This window comes from Paraburkholderia acidisoli (assembly GCF_009789675.1).
GTDB classification, from domain to species: Bacteria; Pseudomonadota; Gammaproteobacteria; order Burkholderiales; family Burkholderiaceae; genus Paraburkholderia; species Paraburkholderia acidisoli.
In genome coordinates this window covers 447,358-469,506 of sequence record NZ_CP046916.1, presented here as the reverse complement: position 1 = coordinate 469,506, position 22,149 = coordinate 447,358, and the positions used below count along the sequence as shown (strand labels likewise).

Sequence of the window (22,149 nt, the reverse complement as noted above, 5' to 3'; positions counted from 1 at the left end):
GCAACCTCGGCGCGCATCACGCGAGCGGCTTGCCGACCGAACGCGGCACGCGCAGTTCGATCAGCTTCACGCCGGGCGCCGCCAACGCCTCGGCCAGTGCGGGCGCAAAACCCGCCGTGTCTTCCACGGTCCACGCCCGGGCGCCGAATGCGCGCGCGAACGCGGTGAAGTCGATCGCGCCCAGCTCCGTACCTGTCGCGCGGCCGAACAGGCGGCGCTGCGCGCCGTCGATCGCGCCATAGGCCCGGTTGTTCACGACCAGCACCAGCAGCGAGACGCCCAGCCTGACCGCGGTTTCCAGCTCTTCCGCGTGCATCATCAGGCAGCCGTCGCCGGCGATGGCCACGATCTGGCGCGGGCGGGACGGAACGAGCGCCGCGCCGATGGCCGCCGCGAGCCCGTAGCCCATGGCGCCGCTTTTCGGGCCGAGCTGCGTGCCGTGCCGCCGGTGCGTGAGATAGCGCTGCGGCCACACCGCATACGCGCCCGCGCCGGAGGTGACGAGCGCGTCGTCGTCGAGCGCGGCGTCGAGCGTGGCGTAGACGGCGCGCAGATCGACCGGCCCCTCGCAACGTCCGCTCGCGACGAAGGCGCAGCGCTCCGCGCGCAGGTCGGCCAGCCACTGCTCGCGATCCGCGCTCGCCGGTGCGTCGACCCAGGCGGCACCGTCGGCGCTCGCGAACCGCCAGTCGTCGAGCGCCGCGTTCACCTCGGCCGCAATGGCGAGATCCGGGCGATAGACCGCGTTGAGTTCGGCGGCGTCCGGGTAAATGTGCACGAGGCGCTGCGACGGGCCGCGCCGGGCTTCGTCCGGCTCGATCAGCGCATAGCCCCGGAAGCCCTCGCCGAGCGTATTCAATTCGCCGAGCCGCCCGTTGAGCACGATGAGCAGGTCTGCCTCGCTCACGCGCTTCGCCAGCGCCGGATCGATGCCGATACCGATTTCGCCCACGAACACCTCGGCGCGATGATCGACGAGATCGCGGCGGCGGTACGTGGTCGCCACCGGCAGCCGATGCCGATGCGCCAGCGCGGCCAGCGCGTCGAGCGCGGGCGCGCTCCATCCCGTGCCGCCGGCGAGCAACAGCGGCCGGCGCGCCCCACCGAGCAGCGCGCGCAACGTGTCGAGCGCGGCGCGCGGCAGACCGGGACACGGCAGTTGCGGCACGGCGGGCAGCGAACGCGGCGCGGCAAGCCGGGCCTGCGCGACGTTCTCGGGCAAGACCAGCACGACCGGGCCGCGCCGGCCCGTCATCGCGAGATGCCAGGCGCGCGCGAACATTTCGCCGATGCGCTCCACGCTGTCGACGATCCCCACCCATTTGCTGAGCGGGCCGAAGACGCGCTGGAAGTCGTCGGCATTCAGCATGGCTTCGCGGCCGGAGATTGCCTGGCTCGCCTGCCCGACGATCAGGATCATCGGCGCGCTGTCGGTATAGGCCGTATGCACGGCCAACGTCGTGTTCAACGCGCCCGGCGCGCGCGCCGCGAAGCAAACGCCCGGCTGCCCGCTCAACTGGCCGATCGCCTGGGCGGCGTAGGTCATGCCCGCTTCATGGCGGAAGCTCGCGAGCGCGATGTGCGGTGCGTGCACGGCGAGGGCGTCGAGCACCTCGAGAATGCCTTCGCCCGGAATGAACGTCACGGCGGGCACCTCGAACGCCGTGAGCACGTCCGCCAGCACGCGTGCGCCGTCGGTCTCGTTCTGCGGATCGCGGCCTGCCGCCGCCTCGACGCTCGCTGGCGCCGTCACCCTCGCTTCTGCGTGCTTCATCTGCTGCTGAAACTCCTCTACGTAAGACGCGCTCGCCGAACCGGCCGGCTCGGCGAGCGCGTTGTCACATCGCGGCGCGCGGCGCGCCGCCTGCGCTATTAGAACCGGTGAAAAATCCCCGCGGTGAGCGCCACCTGACGTTTGCTCGACGACGCCCCCGCCGAGCCGCTTGCGTATTCGATATTGGCGTGCTGGGCGTCACCCGCCGCAAGCTGGAAAATACCCGTGACGTACAGCACGGTCCGCTTCGACAGGAAGTAGTTGTTGATGAGCGAGAACTGGTGATACTGCGGCTTGAAGTCCGTCGGCTGGATCGTGCCGTGCGTGTACGTGTAGTCGAAATCGAGCTGATAGGCCGGCGTGAAGTAGTGGCTCGCGTTGGCCTCGATGTTGTCGTAGCTGGCGCGGCCATGCGTGAGGCCGAGCTGCGCCACGCCGAGATCGTCGTAGCGGCTGTGCGTGTACACGAAACCCACGAAGGTCTGCTTGTCGATGGCGTATTGGCCGCCCGCGCCCCAGATTTCCATGCTCGACGGCGCGATCGCGTACGAGAAGGTCGGCGAGGCCGCCGAGATCGACGCGAACTGCGAGGTGCTCCAGAGACCTTCGCTGGCCGCGGCCGCGGGATGATTCATGCGCATGTAGGCCGCCGAGAGCTTGACGGGACCCTGCGCGTAATTGAGGCCGAAACCCACCGCGCTCTGATTGCCGAAGCTGCCCGCCACGCCGCCGAAGCTGTACATCACGCCCGCCTGCAGACCGCGATACAGCGGCGACACGTACTTGACGGCGTTGTTGGTGCGGAACTGGTAATTGAAGTTGTTGTTGTCGCCCACGGTCGCGGTGTAGCCGTTCCACATCAGCGGCGACGAATACTGCGCGAGATAGTCCTGCGTGAGGTCGTACTGGCGGCCGAACGTCAACGTGCCGTAGTCGTTCGAGGCCAGTCCCACGTAAGCCTGGCGGCCGAACTCGCGGCTGCCCTGGGACATCGTCCCGGTGTTCGGGTTGAAGCCGCCTTCCAGCACGAAGATCGTGCGCATGCCGCCGCCGAGATCCTCCACGCCACGGAAACCCCAACGGCTCGGTCCGTTCGCGGTACCGATCGACGCGCCTTTCAGCGAATTGTTCGAATAGATCAGGCCTTCCATCAGCACGCCGTACAGCGTGACGCTGGAACCGGATGCGCTTTGCGCGTGAGCGGCGGCCGCCATGGAAAGGAGCAAAGCCGTAGTGCAGATACGTTTCATCTCGGAGGTCCGTAGAGGTCAGTGGATTGCGGGAACGCGTGTTTCGCGACATGCAGGGCGCGCTCTCGAATGAACGCGTTTGCAGAGCGAAGACTAAAAACCGCACACCGCAGTGACAATCCACTCAAAATAGTTAGAACCGTTTTCCTTCAATTCAGAATCGCTTCACTAGGCCGATTCGCGCCCACGGGCGCTCGCTCGAACGATGCGGCGGTGCAACGACGCGAAGGCCGCCTCGTCTCTACGCTATCCCCAAGCCGCGCCCCGCGGTTCCGCTAGAGGCTTCAATACTTAGGCAATCGGAATTGTTTATTTTGGCCAGGTGGGCCGCACGTGCCGCCTCGACCACAATCGGGCTGTCGCATCGATGCCAACCCGCACGATGCTTGGGTTCCGCGCGGCCGATTTCCGGTTGGTTTCCGGTTCGTTTCGAGCGGCAAATTTCTCCTCTTTTCTCAGGCAAACACGATATGGATATGTTCAGCGCGTGTGTTCGACGGCTTGGCCGCCGCTGGCGTGCGCCGGCCGCCCTGGTGTCGATGGCGGCTCTCGGCTTCGGCGGCCTTGGCGGCTTCGCGGGCGCAGCGCGGGCCCAAACGCCGGCCGCGCCCGCCCCGCTCGTGGTCGGCATCGCGAACTTCGGCCCGCACCCCGCCCTGTCGACCACGATCCAGGGCTTCAAGGACGAGATGCAGGCGCACGGCTATGTCGAGAACAAGAACGTGCGCTACGTCTATAGCGACGCGAACTTCACGCCGAGCCTGATTCCGCAAACGCTGGCCCAGATCGTCGCGCAGCAGCCCTCGCTGATCCTCACCGTGACGACGCCGGTCGCCCAGGCCGCCGTGCGCAACGTGACCAATCTGTCGATCCCGCTCGTGTTCGCGCAGGTGACCGATCCGGTGAAGGCCGGCATCGTGCCCGACTGGCAACACGGCAGCGCCCGCATCAACGGCACGTCGAGCGTCACGGACTACAACGCCGTGCTGAGCTTTGCGAAGACGGTGTTCCCGAAGGCGAAAAAGTTCGGTGTGCTGTACAACTCGGGCGAAGTGAACGACGTCGCCGCGATCGCGAGCCTCAAGGAAGCCGCCGCCAAGGCCGGGCTCGAGATGGAAGCCACGTCGGCCGACTCGACCGTCGACGTGCCGCAACGCGCGAGCACGCTGCAAGGCATCGACTTCTTCTATGCGATCGGCTCGAGCCTGATCCAGTCGTCGCTGCCCGCGGTCGCCTCGGTCACCGACCACATGCGCGTGCCCATCCTCAGCGCCGAACACGAGCTGATCCGCAAGGGCGACATCATCGCGGTCGCGTATGCGCCCTCGTACGAGTCGCAAGGCTCGCATGCCGCCGACATGGCACTGAACATGCTCAAGGGCGTGAAGCCTTCCGCGATGCCCGTGTACCGCGCGGTGCCCGGCGACTACAAGGCACTCGTCAACCGCCACAAGTTCAAGGTACTCGGCTTGCCCGTGCCCGCCTCGCTCGACAGCTGCAACTGCTTTGTGAACTAACGATGACCGTTCCCGCGCAACCCATCGCCACGCCGCACCGCGACCCGCTCGCGTTGCGCGGGCGTCGTCGCACCCTGCACGGCGTCAGCATCGGCATTTTGATGCTCGACACCGGCTTCCAGCGCCTGCCCGGCGACATCGGCCATGGCGACACCTGGCCGTTCGCCGTGCAATTCGGTTTGATGAGCGGCGTGAGCGGTCCGCAGGTGATGGCCGCGACGAGCGGCGACGAAGCCGCCGCGGCGCCGCTGCTCGATCGTTTTGTCGAAGGCGCGCAGCAACTGGCCGCGCTCGGCGTGGACGGTATCACCACGAGCTGCGGTTTTCTCGTGGCGTTCCAGCAGGCGCTGGCCGACCGCTGCCCCGTGCCCGTGGCGACTTCGGCGCTGTTGCAGATTCCCTCGGTCATGGCGTTTCTGCCGTCTCGCCAGCGCGTGGGCATTCTCACCGCGCGAGCGAGTTCGTTGACCGCGCGTCATCTTCTCGCCGCGCGCGCGCCGACGGATCTGCCTGTCGCGGGACTCGACGAGGACGGCGTTTTCTTCCGCAACAACCTCACCAACGCGCCGCAAGTGAGTTTCGACGAACAGGCGCACGACCTGCTGGTTTGCGCGGAGCGCCTGCTGAGCGCGCACCCCGAAACCGGCGCGATCGTGAGCGAGTGCAGTAATTTCGCGCCGTATTCTGCGCTGATCAGCGAGCGCTTCGGTGTACCCGTGTTCGATATCGTGACGATGATCGAATGGTTCCGCGCGGGGCTCCAGCCGCGGCGTTTTTAACCGGGCGGCTCGAAATATAAGGTCGCACACGCGCCAGATCTGCGCCGGACCTGCGCCGTGGCCGGGCCTGCCGCAAGGCAGCCCCAGTCACGGCGTGGTCACCCGTGAAAGACGCGCGACACAACCTCAAAGCAGCGACCGCAACGCAACTGCGGCGTCGCGCAGTTGCGCCGGGTCGAGCGTTTTGCCCGCGAGAATCAGCCGCTTGCAGGCGCCGATCTCGCGGCCGCTGTTGATCGCCACCACCGCGCGCAAGCGCTGTAGCGCGTCGATCGCCAGCATGCAGAACGCGCCACTCTCGAGGTCGCCGCGCACGATCCACTCGTACGCGGGATCGGCCAGGCCGAGCGTCTGGATATTGCAGTCGAATTGATCCGACCAGAGCCACGGCAATTCCGCGTACTCCGCCGCATCCGCCGAACCGGCGCCGCCGCCCATGTTCGCCGCCGCCACCGCCGGCTGATTTTCCGCGACCTGCCACGACTCGACCCGCACGCGCCGCCCGAGCAGCGGGTTGAAGTGCGCCGTGACCTCGCCCGCCGCGAAAATGCGCGGGTCCGCGGTGCGGCATTGCGCGTCCACGACGATGCCGTGGTCCACCTCCAGCCCGGCATCGCGCGCGAGTTCGAGATTGGGCAGCACGCCAATGCCGACCACGACGAGATCCGCGCTCACCTTCCCGCAATCGGTCACGACCACGGCGCGGCCGCCCTCGTGATCGATACGCGCGGGCATCGCGCCGAGCTTGAGCGTGACACCGCGTTGCGTATGCAACGATGCGACGAAGCGCGCCGCTTCGGCGGGCAGCGAGCGCTGCAACAAGGCCGGCGACGGCTCGATCACCGTGGCCGTGCCGCCCGCCTGCGTGACCGCCGCCGCCACCTCCAGACCGATGAAGCCGCCGCCGAGGATGGCCACCGTTTTGCCCGGCGCGAGCGCCGCGCGCAACGCGAGCGCGTCGTCGAGCGTGCGAACGTAATGGAGCGGCACGCGCGCGTCCACGGGACCGTTGAACGCGCGCACGCGCGAACCCGTGGCGATCAGCAGGCGGTCGTACGGCAGCGCCTCGCCGTTGTCGAGCCGCACGGCGTGGCGTTCACGGTCGATGGCCGTGACCGTCGTTCCCAGACGCAGCGCGATGTTCTGCGTGCCGTACCAGCTTGCCTCGCGCACGAAGGCCTTTTTCTCGCCATCGTGCGCCAGCAGCGCGTCTTTCGAGAGCACCGGGCGATCGTAGGGCGCGTGCGGTTCCGCGCCGATCATCACGATTTGCGCCGCCGCGTCGCGGGCTCGCAAGGTCTCCGCCGCACGGCGCGCGGCGTGCCCCGCACCGACAATCACGTGCCGCAGCGGTGCCGTATCAGTCGACATGAATTTCGACCCGCGAATCGACGATACGAATGGGAAACGCGCGCACCGGCTCGGTGATCGGCGCGCATTTCGGCGCGCCCGTGCGAATGTCGATCAAGCCTTGATGCAGCGGACACTCCACGCAGCCGTCCTCGACATAGCCTTCCGAGAGCCGGGCGTGCCCGTGCGAACAGAGGTCGTTGAGCGCGAACACGTCGTCGCCGAGCCGGAAGACGGCGATCTGTCTGCCGCCCGCGACGATCGCCGCCGGCTCGCCTTCCGTGAAGTCGTCGAGCGCGCCAATGGGTTGCCACTGCGCGAGCGCCTGAGTTGCCTGTTCCATGCGAAATCCTCGTCAAATAGGCGTTGCGAGCAGCGTCTGCACGCGCGACGTGTCGTACACCACACGCTTGCTCAAGTAGCGCAGGCCCTCGGGCGTGCGCACCACGCGGTCGTAATACTTGCCGGCCTGGTAGACGTCCGACTCGCCGTTCGAGCGCGTTTGCACGACCACGTAGCTGCTTTCCGTCTCGATCACGCCGTCGGCTTCGCCAACGATCACCAGCCCCGAGGTCATGTGCCGGTAGGTGTGCTCCTCGTAGATGTTGGCGTTGCGCAGCGACACCACGCGATCGCGCAGCATGCGCTGATTCGTGCAATGGATGATGCCCACGGGCAGCCCCATGTCCGCGTTTTCCTTCGGCACGATTTCGTACGTGCAGTCTTCGGTGAACAGCGTCGGCCACGCTTCGAGACGATCGTTGTCGAGGTTGTAGAGATACTGGTTCTGCAGCATGTGCAATTCGAACCACAGCTTCATCGCTTCCATGTGCGTTCCTTTTCAATAACCCATCAGCTTCTGATACCCCACCCAGAAGCGGCGAATCAGGCTTTCGGTAATGACGGTGTCCTGCTGGTCCGGATTGCCGCGCGCCATTTCGATCACCGAAGTCGCGTCGCCGTCGCGGATCGTCCCGCGCTGCACGAGTTCGGTCGCCTCGGTGTCTTCCATCGAGATATAGCCGGCGGGACCGACGAGATTCGCCTGCTTGATGCGCAGCGCGCGCAGTTCGGGCGTGTCGTCGGTGTAGCCGAAGAAGTGGAACACCAATTCGAAGTTGTTCGGGCCTTTCGGCAGCAGTTGCCGCGCGACCAGCGTGTTGTGAATCTGCTGGATCACGAGTTGCGGAAAGATCGGCTGAATGTGGTTGGTCGTGTCTTCCTCGTACTCGGAAATATGGCCGAGCACGGAATCGTCTTCCAGCGCGAAGCCGTCGTCCATCGAGCGGATGTTTTGCTGCTTGTAGGCCGCCGAAGTGTCCTCGCCCGTTTTCGTCACGGTGATGATGCTGTGCAGGCCGTGCGTGGCGTCGGGAATCGAACGCGCCTTCATGCCCACGCGGAAGATGTTGAAGGTCGTGTGGAACAGATGCAGCATGCTCGCGTGATACGGGTCCTTCACGTTCTCGAAGTAGAGCTTCCAGTTCGACTTCGAATACTGGCGCGTGCAGCCCAGATACTCGATGGGCTTGTGGAAGATGCGGTCGATCCACGGGCGCATTTGCGCGCCGAGATACTCGGGCAGCGGCCCCACTTCGTCGCTGAAGGTCGCGAACACGAGACCGCGGTACGTTTCCACGCGCAGCTTGCGCAGGCTATGGTTCTTCGGGTCGAAGTCGGCAGGCATGCCGCTCATGCCTTTTTGTCCGCGCCGGAACGGCACGCCGAGCAGGTTGCCGCTATTGTCGAAGCTCCACTGGTGATACACGCAGGTATGCGAGGTCGCGTTGCCGCGCGCCTTGCGGCACACCGATGCGCCACGGTGCGCGCAGCGATTGACCCACGCGGAAACGCCACCGTCCTCGAGCCGCGTGACCACCACGGGCGTGTCGCCGACGAACGTGCTCTTGAAGTCGCCCGCCTGCGGAATTTCCGCTTCGAGCGCGACGAAATTCCAGGTGGGACCGCGATAGATGCGCTCCTGCTCGCGCTCGTACACGGCTTGCGAACTGAACACTTTGTAGGGGACACGCGAACCGTCGTCATGCGGGAACACGACGTGATCGGTATCGCGCTCGTTGAAGAGACGGACCGGCGTTTCGGCCATTTCCATGTTGCGACTCCGTTGATGTGCTGTATTGCTGCCGGGATGGGGACCGTCGTTTGCCAAGGCGTTTTTTTGACGGGGCACACGCTTATTTTTGGAGAAGCAAAATGGCGGCACTAGCCGATTCTGGCTACGCGCGCGGCGCGAAGTGCAAAGCCTATCCAGTTCGGGCAGCTTTTTTTGGCGCGGCCTTTGGCAGGCGCCGCACGACGCGTCCGGCGCCCCTTATTCTTCGTCGCCATGCCCCGCTCCGAGTTTCGTCCGCACGCGCTGCGCCAACATCGTCTGTTCGAGTCGACCGATCTCGACGAGACACGCGAGCGTATTTCGCGCGTCATGCAGCCTCATTCGCTCGTGCCGTTCGGCGAAGGCAGCGGGCGTTCGCATATGGATTTCGTGAAGCTCGGGCGGCTCGGCATCGGCACGATCGGATTCGGCAGCGGCATGCGCGTGGACGTGGAAGCCGTGGACGGCTATTACCTGCTGATGTTCTGCGTGTCCGGCGCGGCGGAAATCGACGCGCGCGGGCAAGTCATCAAGGTCGACGATCGTCAGGGCGTCATACGCGCGCCGGGCGAATCGTTCAGCGCGTTGCTATCGGCCGATTGCGAGCAACTCATCCTGCGCATCGATCCGGCGTCGATCGCGCACAACGCCAGCTTTCAGGCGCTCGTTTCCGGCGCGCGCATCCAGTTCGGCAACGGGTCGCTGCGCGCGTTGCAGGATCAGTTGAAGCTGATCGCGAGTTCACCCGAACTGCTGACGAGCGCTTGCAGCGACACGCGCGTGGGCGCCAACGTGGAATCGCTGCTGCTCAATCTGCTCACGGTGGCGTCCGTCGAACCCGCGTTGCCGCACGCGCGCCACGCCACGATCACGCCCTCGTTCGTGCGCCGCGCCGAAGACCTGATGATGGCCAGCCTCGCGGCCCCGCTCAGCCTCACCGATCTCGCGGATACCGTGGGCGTGCCGGTGCGCACGCTCTGCGGCGGCTTCCTGCGCTTTCGCCAGACGAGCCCGATGCAGTACCTGCGCCAGATGCGGCTCGAACGGGCGCGCGACGTGATTCGCTCGACGCCGGCCGGGCGCCTGATCTCCGCCATCGCGCTGGACTGCGGCTTCACGCATTTCGGACGTTTTTCGCAGGCCTACAAGGAGCGCTTCGGCGAATTGCCCTCGCAGACGCCGCGCGCGCGTTAATCGCGCGGGTCCGCGTGCAGGGCCTCGCCGCGTACGGGATCGGAGGCCGGCGCGCGTTCCCCGCCGCGCAGTTGCCGCGCGTCCTTCGGCGCGAAGCCGTAGAAGTCGCGAAACGACGTCGTGAAGCTGGTTTGATGCTGATACCCCACCGCCGCCGCGACCTGGCCCACGGCTTGCCGCTCGTCCACGAGCAAGCGCAGCGCTTCCTGCATGCGCCGCCGCAAGCTGTATTCGAACACCGTCACGCCATGCAGGAACTTGAACGCGCGCTTGAGCTTGGAGGCGTTGGTGCCCACCGCGCGTGCGAGATCCGGGATCGTCATGGTCTTCTTGAGGTCGTCGTCGATCATGCGGCGCGCCCGCTCCATCAGCATCAGATCGCGCGCGGAAAGAATTTCATCGGGCGCGCTGGCACGCAGGCTGTCGGTCCAGACGCCCACGCTCGCATACAGGATCGCGAGACATTTGGCCTCGACGAACAGCAGTTCGCGCACGCCGCGATGCGCGCTCGCGAGCAGTTGCTCGATGGACTGCACGGCCTCCAGCGTCAAACGCATTTGCAGGTGATAAAGCTCGTCGGCCTTCACCGCCGCGAGGCGCGCGCGGATCGGCTCGCCCTCGACGCCCAGCGCGTCCAGCAAGCGCTGAAAGTAGCGCGACGACACATACAGGCCGAGCGCGCGGCGCGGTCCCTGCGGGCAGGTGATCTGGTAATGCAGTCCCGCGCCCTGATAGCAGATGATGCCGTTCGGGGCGTCGACCTGAACATGGTCGGTATCGTCGACGCCCACGTGCGCCGGGCCCGTGACGAGATAGTGAAACTCGACGAAGCCTTCCGGCGGCACGAGTTCGGTGCGCGCTCTCGCGTACTGGCAATCCGAGATCGCCACGAAGATCTCGTCGCGCAAGGAGATCATCTTCCACGCGCCTTCGTCGCCTTCGCCGGTTTTGCCAGGCACGTCGACCGTGCGGCCGTACAAGCCCAGCGCCGGCGCGCTCACGCAACGCGGGTCTTCGCGCAAGCGCCGGTAGGCCTCCGTGAGGGGCGCGCCGTGGTGCGCGAGCGCCGTGCGAAACAGGCCGTGCGCCTCGATCGCGGCAGGATCGGCATGAGAAACGGGCTGCGGGTCAGGCAAGGGTCGGTCCATAGGTACAACCGCGCGGCGCGACGCGATCCCATCGTCAGTTGGATGGAATGCATTCTAGTCACGCGGCATCGCGCGTCAAAAATGTCCGGCGCGCACGCAACGGCCCGCTCGCGCGGCGGGAAAGAAAGACCCGATGCACTCAGTCGGCGACCCGAAATCGAAGGTCGTATCCGCCCCAAATGCTTCGGCGCACGGTCTCCCGCGCGCGTCGAACGCGCCAACCCGCCGTCCTCGTGACCAGGCGCTACGGCGCCGCGCCCTCCGCGAGACCGTAGGCCTGTGCGGCCGCCGCGCGGCTCACGTAGCCCAGCCTGACGTCGAGCGCCAGCTGGTCGGAATCGCGTTCGTTCGCGGGACCCATGCCGGCGCCGCCGGGCAGATCGAGGCACAGGCGGCGGCCGCGCGGCACCGTTTGCAGTCCCATCGCGCGCAGCCGCGTGCCGTCGTCGAGCGAGACGGCGCCGGGCGCGCCCGCGCCGCCGCCTTCGCGTCCGCGGGCGGCGTGCACGATGCGGTCGTACATGCCGAAGAACTGGAACGGCGCGCCGTCGAGAGAGGCGATTTCGAGCCGCTGCCCGAGGCCGCCGCGCCAGCGTCCGGGGCCGCCGCTATCGGGCCGCAACTCCTTCTTCCAGATCACGACGGGATAGAGCGACTCGACGATCTCGCACGCGATCGCCCGCACGCCGCTCGGAAACGCGGTGCCGGACATGCCGTCGTCGCCGCTGCGCGCGCCGGAGCCGCCGCTGTTGAAGAACAGCGTCTCGAAGGCGCGCGGTTGGCTCGCCGCGCCCGCTTCCGGCAAGGTCTCGCCCGCCGCCATCCACGCCGCGGGACCGCCGCGCAACTGCGCGCCCCAGACACACGACGCGCCCTCCGCCGGCACACGCTCGGGCAACACGCCGGACAACGCGCCGAACACGACGTCGGGCAGGAATTGCCCGATGATATGCCGCGCGCACACGGGCCACGGGCGCTGAACGTTGAGGATGCAACCTTCCGGCGCGCTGATGTCGAGCGGTTCCAGCGAGCCGGCATTGTTCGGCACTTCCGGCGCGACGGCCGCGCGCACGCCGAAGGCGGCATAGGCACGCGTGTAGTTGAGCACCACGTTGATGCCGCGATGGCTCGCGGGCGAAGTGCCGTCGAAGTCGACCTTCACGCGGCCGCCGGACACTTCGAGCGTCGCCATCAGATCGACGGGCGTATCGAAGCCGTCGATCCGCATCGCGTAGGGATAACGTCCCTCGGGCAACCGCGCGATCGCCTGCTGCATCGCCGCGCGCGAGCGCTCGATGATGGCGTCCGACACGCGCGCCATGTCGTCCTCGCCGAACTCGTCGAGCATCGCGACGAGGCGCGCGCCGCTCGCTTCGTTCGCGCCCACGTACGAGAGGATGTCGCCCTCCACCTCGTCGGGCGTGCGAACGTTGGCGCGAATGATCTCGATCAGATCGGCGTTGATGACGCCCGCGCGCGCAAGCGGCAAACGCGGGATGCACAGGCCTTCCTCGAACACGGAGCGGCCGTCGGGACCCTGGCCGATGCCGCCGATATCCACCTGGTGGCACGTGCAGGCGAAGAACGCGATCACGCGCTCGCCGCGAAAGACCGGCGAGACCACGGTCACGTCATGCAGATGTCCCGAGGCGAGCCACGGGTCGTTGGTGATGAAGTGATCGCCGGGACGCATCGTCGCCAGAGGGTAGACGTCGAGAAAATGCCCGACAGCGGCCGCCATCGAGTTGACGTGGCCGGGCGTGCCCGTGACCGCTTGCGCGACCAGCCGCGCCCGCGCGTCGAACACGCCCGCCGAGAGATCGCCGGCTTCGCGCACGGTGGGGCTGAACGCCGTGCGCATCAAAAGCCGCGCCTGCTCTTCCACCACCGCGATCAGGCGGTTCCAGATGACCTGCAGGCGGATCGAGTCCAGGGGGCGCGGCGTGTCGTGTGTCATGGCGGTATCGGCAGGTTTCATGATGAGTGGGCTCCGGCGGCGGCGCGGCGGTCGAGCAGCAGGTGGCCGGCGGAATCGACGCGCGCGTCGAAATCGGCGGGGACCACCACGGTGGTTTCGCGATCCACGATCACGGCGGGACCGCTGACGAATGCGCCGCGCGTCAACGACTCGCGGCGATAAAACCGCGCGGGCACGCGCTCGCGCCGCGACTGGTCGAGCACGTCGCGCTCGCCGGAAGGCTCGGGCGTGAAGAAGTCGGCCTGAGCGTCGCTGGCGCGGTCCGCCTGCGCGGTGTTGGACATGGCGACGCGCTGCGGCGCGCTCACCCGGACGCTCCAGCCGAGCACTTCGAACGCCGCACGCGGCACGAGACGGCCGAACCGCTCTCGATAAACGGCTTCGAAGCGTTCACGCAGCAGCGCGACCGCGTCGCCCTCGAGCCGCGCGGCGGGCAGCGCGACCTGCAACTCGTGGCCTTGCCCGCGATAACGCATCGAGACCGTCGCCTGCACGCCGCACGTCTCGCGCGCCGCGATGCGCTCGACGATCTGCATCGCCTCGTCTTCCAGCGTCGACAGCAACCGGTTGACCGCTTCGGCGTCGAGTTGGGCGAGCGGCTCGAAGCGGCTGCGCACCGCCTCGAACGCGACCGGCGCGAGCAGGAAGCCGTAGGCCGAGCCAACCCCGGCCGCCGCGGGAATCACCACGCGATCGATGCCGAGCTTTTCGGCCAGCCGCGCGGCGTGCAGCGGCGCCGATCCGCCGAACGCGATCATGGTGCGGCCCGCCACCGACTTGCCGAGTTCGATGGCGTGCTCGCGCGCGGCACTCGCCATTGCCTCGTCCGCCATCTCCGCAACGGCATAGCTCGCCGCGTCCACATTGACGCCGAGCGGCCGCGCAAGATCGTTCTCGAGCGCGCGGCGGGCGGCTTCGGCATCGAGCGTGAGGGTGCCGCCCGCGAAGTTGGCGGGGTCCAGACGGCCCGCGCCCAGATGCGCGTCGGTGAGCGTCGCGCGTTGGCCGCCGAGCGCGTAGCACGCGGGGCCGGGGTCCGAGCCCGCGCTCACCGGGCCGACCTGAACGCGCCCGAGCGTGTCGACGCGCGCAATCGAACCGCCGCCCGCGCCGATCTCGCACAGTTCGACCACCGGAATGCGCAACGGAATGCCGCTGCCGGGCTTGAAGCGATAGAGGCGCGCGACTTCGAGCGAGCGCGACATATGCGGCTTGCCCTCGTCGATGAAGCACAGCTTCGCGGTGGTGCCGCCGATATCGAGCGACAGCACCTGCCGCATGCCGAGCTGCTCGCTGATGTGCGCCGCGAGCAACGCGCCGCCCGCCGGCCCCGACTCGAGCAGGCGAACCGGCAAGCGACTGGCGGTGTGAACGTCGCAGAGACTGCCGTCCGACGTCATCAAGAGCAGCGGCGCCTCGATCGACATGGCCTGCAGCGCCGCGCCGAGACGGCCGAGATACGAGGCCATGAGCGGTCGGACATACGCATTCACCGCGGTCGTGGAGAATCGTTCGAATTCCCGCACTTCGGGCGATACGTCGGACGACAGGCTGATCGACAAACCGGGCAGGCGCTGGGCGAGCCAGCGCGCGGCCTCCTGTTCGTGCCGTGGATTACGGTAGCTGTGCATGAAGCCGATGGCGAGGCTCTCGACGCCGCGCCCGGCGAGTTCCGCCGCGATGCCTTCCAGCGCGCCCAGGTCGAGCGGCTGGAGTTCGTCCCCTTGCGCGCTCATGCGGCCGGCCATCGTGAAGCGCAGATCGCGGGCGATCAACGGTTCGGGTTTGCGCACCCGCAGATCGTACTGATCGGCACGCGCCTCGAAGCCCGTTTCGATGACGTCGCGAAAGCCCTCGGTCGTGAGGAGCGCAGTGCGCGCGCCACGGCGCTCGATCAGCGCGTTCGTGGCGAGCGTGGTGCCGTGAATGATCGCCCCGAGTGCGCTCGCGGCAATGCCGGTCTCTCGCAGCACATGCCGCACGCCTTCGAGCACGGCGCGCTCGGGCGCGTCGGGCGTCGTCAGGCGTTTGTGGGTGTGGCGAACGTGACCGGCTTCGAGGACGAAATCGGTGAACGTGCCCCCGATATCGATGCCCAGACGCGGTTTCGACGCGTCCGCTGCGGGTGCGGGTAGTTGGCTCATAACGTATCGGTCAGGATTGGCGACGCGCATCCGTGCGCGACGCGAGCTTGAACGATACGGACAACGATTATTGCCGGCTTTCGATATCGGAAATGTGTCCTTTGGTATTGGCAATATCGTGGGGCTCGCCTGCTCGCCCGATTTCCGGGCGACTGTGGCGTGACGGCGCGCAAAGCATCAGTCGCGCCCCGCCTGCGCCGGTCCTTCGACTCTCATTCTCATCAGCGAAGGGAGTTCGATGTCCGGCGCCGCACGCGATCTCCGGTTTCATGCATGCATGAGATTCAACGTCACGTGCCGTTCAGCGATTCGCTCCGCGGAACGCAGGATATTCCATTACGGCTTCCCGGCATTCCCGACAAACGCTGATTTTTACGGTTCGCCATTTTCCCGAGACGAAAGGACCACCCGAACGATTGCAATCCATTTTTTTGAAACTCTCTTTCGCCCAATTGTTGGGCACGAAAGCCGAATTTAAGAATGCGACAAGCGCTAGACTATTTAAAAAATACAACTAGACTGGACGGTGCAAAGAAGCAAAAAACGTGCGGTAGAGAGCGGTCGTCATTCTTCATAGGAAAAAACATGCACGCTGCCGATCTCGACGAAGAGCGCGATAACGATCCTGTATTGAGTGGGTTAATCAACGAAATCGAGATCGCCCGCAAACGACTCGAACTCGCGGAAATTCACTCGAAGCTGCACGCACTGCTACGAGACTCGCCCGTCCATCGCCAGGTATCCGAGGTCGAACAGGCCAAAGTCGACAACGTCCAGGATCTTTTGGCGGCAGCAATCGAAGAAGAGATCAAAAAGCTGAAAATAGAGCGCCCCACCCGGATCAATGTTGTGCAATTCACAAGAAACTGGGTTTCCGAACAATGGAATACGAAGCTTAGATATTATAATTTTTCAGAGGTTGTGCCGCACGAAATCGTCAACGATGCGCTTAAGTCGCTGTATGAAAGCGAATTCGATTTTGTCGAATCCAGCGAAGCGCTCTTCGAAGTGCATCGGAATTTGTCGAGCGAACCGCTACCAGAGCTAAAAAAATACTTTCTACGCACAGGGAGCCTGGTTTTCCGGCTACCTTCGAAAATTCTTTATTATCTTTCCTTGCCGCTTTCCAGAAATACGCGAATCAGGCAATTCAGGGAGCGCGTCGAATGTCGAAATCAAACCTCGGCGATGGGCTCCGCGGCGAACGAACTGGCCTTCTTTTCTCCCAGAAAGCGGGCTGCAGAAATGAGGACCGAACGCCAGCACGAGTACATACAGAAAATATTTTCGCGTCTTAGCGTCATCTTTTCGGCTTCGGCGGCCGCATTCATGTTTTTAATGCTTCTTCTGGGCATGTGCCAGTTAGGCGCCGCCATATTACAGGGCGCGGGCTTGGGCGGCGCCCCCCACGAGAGCATTCAGGGACCAGGGCCTGCGCCCGCCAACCATTCAGGAGAAACGCCAGAAAAAGCCGACCCTCAGGCGCCGCCCGGGGAGATAGAACACGCCTCGGCGCGCAATGCGCACGAAGCCATGCTGACCAGCCTCGGTGCGTTGGAAATCATTCTGGTCGCCCCGTTGCCCTATCTGCTCATCCTTGCATTGAACCGATACATCAAGGCGCTCGCGTACAAGGAAGAGACCAATGTTTTCCGGAGAGAGTTACTCGAATTCAAAGCGTTTGAAGTTGCGCTGTTCATCGCGATCATTGCAGCATCCACAGTGACCCAGGTTCTCAAGGAAGATAAGGCAATTATCAAATTCGAGTATGCAGCCTCGGTCTCGCTGTTGATTGCTGTGTTGTCGATCTACTACTTTATCGTTGAATATTCGAGCAAGGAAACTGAAGTACAACAACACCGCAATTAACTTCGATAGGGGATCCGCATGGGCGACATTTGTGGTCAGGACGGAGAATATGGTGATGGAGCGTGGATCTTCGACGCTCAGGACAGCACCAATCCGTTGGCACAACCTTTCGTGGAGACACCAGAGATCCTCGACTTCCTCAATCGTGATTCGGTGCTCTCCCTGGTTGCGCCAAAAGGCATGGGAAAAACACTGGCTCTGCAACGAAAAAGCAAATTGATACGCGACTCGGCTGTCAATGCCATTTTCCTGCCGAAAGAAGAGTTGATCGAGAAATTTGATCGTCTGGGTATTGATTTTAAAGAAGGCGCTTTAGAACAGTACAGCAATCCCGGTCTTTGGAAAACGCTTTGGTCGACCGCCATCGCGACGGCGATCATCTACCGGTCCAGGCTGAAACTTCCCATCGCCTGTGCGCGAGCATTGAAGATTTCCGATCAAATGTCTGAGAACGTGGATTTACGTTCGCCACGAACCGTTGAATCCTTCCTCATCCAGCTCCTTAACGAACGTATCTCCTCTTACCAGGATCTCTATACACTAACGCTGAAACCCATTCTTTCGACGCTGGATCAATACGCCTACGTCTTCATCGACAGTATCGACGAAGCCTTCGACAAGCATGTTGGGTATTCGTTGCTCGCTTACCGCAGCGGCACCAAGCTGTACGATGGTTCGGGGAATCGTTCCAACGACTACCCGGCCCCAGGCGGCGACGACGACACCGATGACGAGGCAGCGATCGTAACGGGTCTTTATCAAGCAGGCGCGCTGAGCGAGCAGGTCTGGATCTCCGCTCAGTTGGGACTACTGGCGGCGCAACGAGACTTACGGAACGCCAGTAGAAGAATACGCGTGATCTCCACACTTCGAAAAGAAGCGATCGATGCGTCCCGGTCCGCGCTGTCGCTTCAGGAGATGGAACTCTACCAGGAGCTTTCCTGCAACAAGGTTATCGGGCAGGAAATTTTCGAAGCCAACATAGCTCGCATGCGCCCCGGCCGTCTGATCGCACCCAATGCGATCACCCCCATCGAGCGATTCTTCGGCTATACCACCATCGAACACGATGAAATTTATGACAAGACGGGAGCTCGTGTAGCCGAACCCATTTTCGAATACTTGTACAGGCATACACTGGGCAGGCCGAGGGAAATCGTGATGTTGGGAAATCGACTTGCGTGCACCGACCGCAAGCCCGACACGGTCAGGCGCGTGGTTGACGAGGTCGGTTATATTTTTTATAAGCAATACAAGCGGGAAATGATTCCGTATTGGGACAATCGCTATAATGCGCTGCTCAAGCTCATATCAACGAATGTCATATCGGAACGGAGCGCCTTTTCCAGCTTCAATCGCTTCAAGACGGCCGAACCGCATCTCGATCATCCATTTTCCAATTTCATCAATCGCGGCCTGATCGGATTCGTCAGAAAGATCAATAACGATCTGCAGCACATTGCCTTTAAACCACCTGGCGCGTTCAGAACGGGTTCCTTTAACCTTGGAAGAAGCTCTCACTACTTCGTGCATCCCTGCCTTGAACTGGCAGTACGCCGGCTCAATCAGCAATTTATCCCCGACAGCCGGCAACTGGTGGGGCACGAAAATGCGATCACGCTTGGCGAGGAGGGCGGTGTATTCCGTCTAACCCATATTGGAATGAATCAATTTCATTTCACGTTTGATATGGTCGACCTTCCTCGACTGAACAACATGCGCAGTACGAGCGCGATGATACTGGCCTGCATCACCTGCGCGGTGGGGCGTTACGGTCTCTCGCGGGTTTCGTGCGAGGATGTAAGCAATATCGCACGTCAATGTACCAATGCGGGACTGCTACTGGTGCGACAAGCCGACAAAGTATCGTTGGACGATCTCATACAGAATTACTTTGTGCCGTTTGCCGAATTGAACCCCGATGCGAAATCCATTCTGGAATCGCTCAATGGCGCTCTTATCGAATCGCACATTTCGTTTGGCTGGACACGGGATCAACACGTGGACGACGAAGGATTCGACAAGGACAAGCCCCCTGTTCAATGGGATGGAAGCCACTTCAACTTCTATATTTGCCCGCCGGAAAAGGTTGATGCCATGTTTATCTTGCGACGACTCGAGGAAGACGCCGAAAGCGCATGAGGTCGAGATGACTTGCGCTATCGATCGCAGCCAACTCTCTTTGCCGGGGATATCGAAGTTTCGGTGTTCGGGAACGGCGGCAGCCCGCCGGCACGTCGAGATACGCGGCCACGTCCTTGCGTGACAACGCTTCGGTTTCGGGCCGCATGCACGTCTGCGAGCAAGTCGCAGAAGCCGCGCAAATTCGTCGAGCCGGTGTTGCAGGCGCCGCGAACGGCACGCAAAACAACGAACGTGCGTGGCGCGATTTATCGCGGGAGGCGTTCCAAGCGCGCGGCACGTCTCGCTCCGCGCCAGCGACCCGGCGCACGATCCCATCAAATCCGCACGGCCTTCGCCGCCTCGCTCAGGCAGGCGCGAAACAGTGCGCTGGCCGGCGTGTCGTCGGCGTCGGCGCGCCATGTCGTGCTGACCGGGCCGAGCGCGGCGCCAAGGCTCAGCGGCAGGATCTTCAGCGCGCCGTTCGCTTCATGATGGCGCGCAAGCGAACGCGGCAGCAGGCCCAGCACCGGATACGACTGCAGCATGCCCACGTTGGCGTCGATCACCACCGACTCGATGGTGTTGATCGGCGTGCCCACGCCATGCGTTTCCAGCACCGCCAGCAGATGCCGGTGCATCGGCGCGCCCGCGCTCGGCACGATCCACGCGAGGCCGGCCAGGTCGGCCCACTTGATACGCTTGCGCGACGCCAGCGGATGCGTGCGCGCGACGACGATGACCGTCGGGTCGTCGAACAACGGCTCGCTGGTGAATTCCGGCGCGGCCAGACCCCGCGCGAAGCGACCCACGATCATGTCGAGCTGGCCCGCGCGCAACGCGGGCACGAGTTGATCGAGCGTGCCTTCCTGCAGGCACACCGTGGCCGTGGGCGAGCGCTGCTTGAACAGCGCCACGGCGGCCGGCATCAAGATTGGCGCGGCCACTGAGAGCACGCCCACCTCGACGCGACCGCCAACGCCGCTCGTCATCGCGTGCAGTTCCTCGCTCGCGCGCTGCGCGTGCAGCAACAGTTCGCGCGCATGGCGGATCAGGCACTCGCCGTAAGCCGTGGGCCGGATGCGGCGGCCGTCGCGCTCGAACAGCGGCACGCCGATGCCCTTTTCCATCTCATTGAGCATCTTCGAGACGGCCGGCTGCGTCACGTGCAGCGCGTCGGCGACCTTGCCGACGGTCTGGCGATCGGCCAGCGCCACCAGCAACTGGAGATGGCGCAGCTTCAACTGACGCGAGAAATAGCTTTCGATTGCGCTGCGTTCGAGCGAGGCGCCGGACGCGGCGCCGGAAGGTGCGGGACCCATCAACTCATAACCTTTATTTTATGATTGGCAGGCAATATCTCATTGGACGGTATCGATGTAAATCCACACAATCCTCATTGCATGCCACGCGGCCAGCCACGCGCGCCGCGCTGGCAACCACGAAAAACGACAACACTGAAACGAGACATGGCAGCCGCCCGCCCAGGAGGCCGGCCGCCGCCAGGAGAAATCCGCCATGCCCACCCTGCCCGCCCTGCCCCCGGCCAACCGCCGCGCGATCGTCGCCGCGACCATCGGCAACGCCTTCGAGTGGTACGACTTCATCGTGTTCGGGTTCCTCTCGGTGATCATCGCGCGCCAGTTCTTTCCAGCGTCGAACCCGACGGTCTCGATGCTGCTGACCACCGCCACGTTCGGCAGCGCGTTCCTGATGCGCCCGATCGGCGGCATCCTGCTGGGCGTCTACGCCGACCGCGCCGGGCGCAAAGCCGCCCTTTCACTGGTCATCCTGCTGATGACGGTGTCCTCGGCCATGATGGCGCTCACGCCCGGCTACGCCAGCATCGGTGTCGCCGCGCCGGTCGTCGTGGTGCTGGCCCGGCTGCTGCAAGGCCTCTCCGCGGGCGGCGAGTTCGGCAGTGCCACAGCCATGCTGATCGAGTACGCGCCGCCGCACCGGCGCGGTTTTTACGGCAGCTGGCAGAACTTCGGCCAGTTCGTGGCCGCGGTGACGGCCGCGTTGATGGGCGCGCTGGTCACGCGCGGCCTGAGCGCCAGCGCGCTGGATGCCTGGGGTTGGCGCCTGCCGTTTTTATTCGGCATGCTGATCGGTCCGGTCGGCTTCTATATCCGCACGCGGTTGCACGAGACGGTGCCGGACCAGCCGAACACGCGCGAAGGCGCGAGCGCGACCGCGTCTCGCCAGGCCGCCTCGACGCTCGCCACGGTGTGGCGCGAGCATCAGGCGGCGCTGTGGATCGCCTTCGGGCTGGTGGTCGCCAGCTCGGTCGCCCAGTACGTGCTCAACGTCTATCTGCCGGTCTACGCGGTGAGCCAGTTGAAGCTGCCCGTCTCCGCGCCCTTCATCGTGCTGATGGTCACGGGCACGCTGCGCATGATCCTGATTCCGCTGTTCGGCCTGCTGTCCGATCGCGTCGGACGCAAACCGGTGATGGGCGTCTCGATGGCGCTGTACGTGCTGACCATCTATCCCCTGTTCCTGTGGCTCGTGGCCGCGCCGAGCCTGCCGCGACTGCTCGGCGCCGAGATCGTCTTCGCCGTCTTGATGGCGGCCGCGCTGGGCCCCGCCTCCACGGCGCTGGCCGAACTGTTCCCCGCGCAGGTGCGCGCGACCGGCCTGTCGATTTCCTATAACGTGGCCACCACCCTGTTCGGCGGCTTCTCGCCGTTTCTCGTCACCTGGTTGATCAGTGCGACGGGCGACAAGATGATGCCGGCGTACTTCGTGACCGTGGCGATGCTCGTCGGGCTCGCCGCCTTGTGGCCGATGCGCGACCTCGCGCGCCGCCCCGCCGGCGCACCGCCCACTACCCGCGATGCAAGCCCCGACGCGACCCGCGACGGCACGCCTTCGCGCTGAGCGGCAACGCTTCATTTCACTTCGGATAC

Annotated in this window: 16 protein-coding genes; 6 read left to right on the top strand and 10 right to left on the bottom strand. The window is 64.6% G+C overall.

The window, feature by feature from the left end; translation table 11 throughout:
- Positions 1-16 precede the first annotated feature (16 nt).
- The gene (locus FAZ98_RS30635) at positions 17-1,774 is read right to left on the bottom strand and encodes a thiamine pyrophosphate-dependent enzyme (RefSeq protein ID WP_158957348.1); all 1,758 of its coding nucleotides are present in this window, start codon (positions 1,772-1,774) and stop codon (positions 17-19) included.
- Between the two features lie 98 nt (positions 1,775-1,872).
- Entirely contained in the window at positions 1,873-3,024 is a 1,152-nt protein-coding gene (locus FAZ98_RS30630; protein WP_158957346.1) for a porin, read from the bottom strand.
- 470 nt (positions 3,025-3,494) lie between these two features.
- Here FAZ98_RS30630 and FAZ98_RS30625 point away from each other — a divergent pair, with 470 nt between their 5' ends.
- Both FAZ98_RS30625 and FAZ98_RS30620 read left to right on the top strand, forming a co-directional pair.
- A complete protein-coding gene (locus FAZ98_RS30625) occupies positions 3,495-4,541 on the top strand; it encodes an ABC transporter substrate-binding protein (protein WP_158957344.1) in 1,047 nt (348 codons plus the stop codon).
- A gap of 2 nt (positions 4,542-4,543) precedes the next feature.
- Entirely contained in the window at positions 4,544-5,320 is a 777-nt protein-coding gene (locus FAZ98_RS30620) for an aspartate/glutamate racemase family protein (RefSeq protein WP_158957342.1), read from the top strand.
- Between the two features lie 126 nt (positions 5,321-5,446).
- Here the strand turns inward: FAZ98_RS30620 and andAa are convergent, their stop codons facing one another.
- The 4 genes from andAa to andAc are packed head-to-tail and all read right to left on the bottom strand — an operon-like array spanning position 5,447 to position 8,783.
- Positions 5,447-6,691: an anthranilate 1,2-dioxygenase system ferredoxin--NAD(+) reductase gene (gene andAa / locus FAZ98_RS30615; protein WP_158957340.1), complete on the bottom strand. Its 1,245-nt coding sequence runs from the start codon at positions 6,689-6,691 to the stop codon at positions 5,447-5,449.
- Positions 6,681-7,013 (bottom strand): anthranilate 1,2-dioxygenase ferredoxin subunit AndAb, encoded by a 333-nt coding sequence (gene andAb, locus FAZ98_RS30610; RefSeq protein ID WP_158957338.1) that lies wholly within the window; start codon positions 7,011-7,013, stop codon positions 6,681-6,683. The genes andAa and andAb overlap by 11 nt, the downstream gene beginning before the upstream one ends.
- A 12-nt stretch (positions 7,014-7,025) precedes the next feature.
- Positions 7,026-7,499, bottom strand: coding sequence for an anthranilate 1,2-dioxygenase small subunit AndAd (andAd, locus tag FAZ98_RS30605; RefSeq protein WP_158957337.1), 474 nt, complete (start codon positions 7,497-7,499; stop codon positions 7,026-7,028).
- A 12-nt stretch (positions 7,500-7,511) separates the two neighbouring features.
- Positions 7,512-8,783, bottom strand: coding sequence for an anthranilate 1,2-dioxygenase large subunit AndAc (gene andAc / locus FAZ98_RS30600; RefSeq protein WP_158957336.1), 1,272 nt, complete (start codon positions 8,781-8,783; stop codon positions 7,512-7,514).
- Between the two features lie 234 nt (positions 8,784-9,017).
- On the opposite strand from andAc, the gene andR reads away from it, so the two are divergent.
- Complete coding sequence (gene andR, locus FAZ98_RS30595) at positions 9,018-9,977, top strand: anthranilate 1,2-dioxygenase regulatory protein AndR (protein ID WP_158957335.1); 960 nt, start codon at positions 9,018-9,020, stop codon at positions 9,975-9,977.
- Here andR and FAZ98_RS30590 read toward each other — a convergent pair.
- From FAZ98_RS30590 to FAZ98_RS30580, 3 genes are all read right to left on the bottom strand, one after another.
- Positions 9,974-11,113: a helix-turn-helix transcriptional regulator gene (locus tag FAZ98_RS30590; RefSeq protein WP_233273018.1), complete on the bottom strand. Its 1,140-nt coding sequence runs from the start codon at positions 11,111-11,113 to the stop codon at positions 9,974-9,976. The genes andR and FAZ98_RS30590 overlap by 4 nt on opposite strands.
- 256 nt (positions 11,114-11,369) lie before the next feature.
- The gene (locus tag FAZ98_RS30585) at positions 11,370-13,103 is read right to left on the bottom strand and encodes a hydantoinase B/oxoprolinase family protein (RefSeq protein WP_233273017.1); all 1,734 of its coding nucleotides are present in this window, start codon (positions 13,101-13,103) and stop codon (positions 11,370-11,372) included.
- A complete protein-coding gene (locus FAZ98_RS30580) occupies positions 13,100-15,247 on the bottom strand; it encodes a hydantoinase/oxoprolinase family protein (RefSeq protein WP_158957333.1) in 2,148 nt (715 codons plus the stop codon). The genes FAZ98_RS30585 and FAZ98_RS30580 overlap by 4 nt, the downstream gene beginning before the upstream one ends.
- A 585-nt stretch (positions 15,248-15,832) precedes the next feature.
- Here FAZ98_RS30580 and FAZ98_RS30575 point away from each other — a divergent pair.
- A complete protein-coding gene (locus tag FAZ98_RS30575; RefSeq protein ID WP_158957332.1) occupies positions 15,833-17,116 on the top strand; it encodes a hypothetical protein in 1,284 nt (427 codons plus the stop codon).
- An 18-nt stretch (positions 17,117-17,134) separates the two neighbouring features.
- A complete protein-coding gene (locus FAZ98_RS30570) occupies positions 17,135-19,258 on the top strand; it encodes a hypothetical protein (RefSeq protein ID WP_158957331.1) in 2,124 nt (707 codons plus the stop codon).
- 317 nt (positions 19,259-19,575) lie between these two features.
- On the opposite strand, the gene FAZ98_RS30565 is transcribed toward FAZ98_RS30570, so the two are convergent.
- Complete coding sequence (locus FAZ98_RS30565; RefSeq protein WP_158957330.1) at positions 19,576-20,559, bottom strand: LysR substrate-binding domain-containing protein; 984 nt, start codon at positions 20,557-20,559, stop codon at positions 19,576-19,578.
- A 196-nt stretch (positions 20,560-20,755) separates the two neighbouring features.
- On the opposite strand from FAZ98_RS30565, the gene FAZ98_RS30560 reads away from it, so the two are divergent.
- Positions 20,756-22,120, top strand: a complete 1,365-nt coding sequence (locus FAZ98_RS30560; protein WP_233273016.1) for an MFS transporter — start codon at positions 20,756-20,758, stop codon at positions 22,118-22,120.
- Positions 22,121-22,149 lie beyond the last annotated feature (29 nt).

Excerpts from the sequence above, each read along its gene's own strand:
- FAZ98_RS30565 (WP_158957330.1), bottom strand. The coding sequence starts at position 20,559 with ATGGGTCCCGCACCTTCCGGCGCCGCGTCCGGCGCCTCGCTCGAACGC.
- andAd (WP_158957337.1), bottom strand. The coding sequence starts at position 7,499 with ATGGAAGCGATGAAGCTGTGGTTCGAATTGCACATGCTGCAGAACCAG.
- andAc (WP_158957336.1), bottom strand. The coding sequence starts at position 8,783 with ATGGAAATGGCCGAAACGCCGGTCCGTCTCTTCAACGAGCGCGATACC.
- FAZ98_RS30635 (WP_158957348.1), bottom strand. The coding sequence starts at position 1,774 with ATGAAGCACGCAGAAGCGAGGGTGACGGCGCCAGCGAGCGTCGAGGCG.
- FAZ98_RS30580 (WP_158957333.1), bottom strand. The coding sequence starts at position 15,247 with ATGAGCCAACTACCCGCACCCGCAGCGGACGCGTCGAAACCGCGTCTG.
- FAZ98_RS30575 (WP_158957332.1), top strand. The coding sequence starts at position 15,833 with ATGCACGCTGCCGATCTCGACGAAGAGCGCGATAACGATCCTGTATTG.
- FAZ98_RS30560 (WP_233273016.1), top strand. The coding sequence starts at position 20,756 with ATGCCCACCCTGCCCGCCCTGCCCCCGGCCAACCGCCGCGCGATCGTC.
- andR (WP_158957335.1), top strand. The coding sequence starts at position 9,018 with ATGCCCCGCTCCGAGTTTCGTCCGCACGCGCTGCGCCAACATCGTCTG.
- FAZ98_RS30625 (WP_158957344.1), top strand. The coding sequence starts at position 3,495 with ATGGATATGTTCAGCGCGTGTGTTCGACGGCTTGGCCGCCGCTGGCGT.
- FAZ98_RS30570 (WP_158957331.1), top strand. The coding sequence starts at position 17,135 with ATGGGCGACATTTGTGGTCAGGACGGAGAATATGGTGATGGAGCGTGG.
- FAZ98_RS30630 (WP_158957346.1), bottom strand. The coding sequence starts at position 3,024 with ATGAAACGTATCTGCACTACGGCTTTGCTCCTTTCCATGGCGGCCGCC.
- FAZ98_RS30585 (WP_233273017.1), bottom strand. The coding sequence starts at position 13,103 with ATGAAACCTGCCGATACCGCCATGACACACGACACGCCGCGCCCCCTG.
- andAb (WP_158957338.1), bottom strand. The coding sequence starts at position 7,013 with ATGGAACAGGCAACTCAGGCGCTCGCGCAGTGGCAACCCATTGGCGCG.
- FAZ98_RS30620 (WP_158957342.1), top strand. The coding sequence starts at position 4,544 with ATGACCGTTCCCGCGCAACCCATCGCCACGCCGCACCGCGACCCGCTC.
- andAa (WP_158957340.1), bottom strand. The coding sequence starts at position 6,691 with ATGTCGACTGATACGGCACCGCTGCGGCACGTGATTGTCGGTGCGGGG.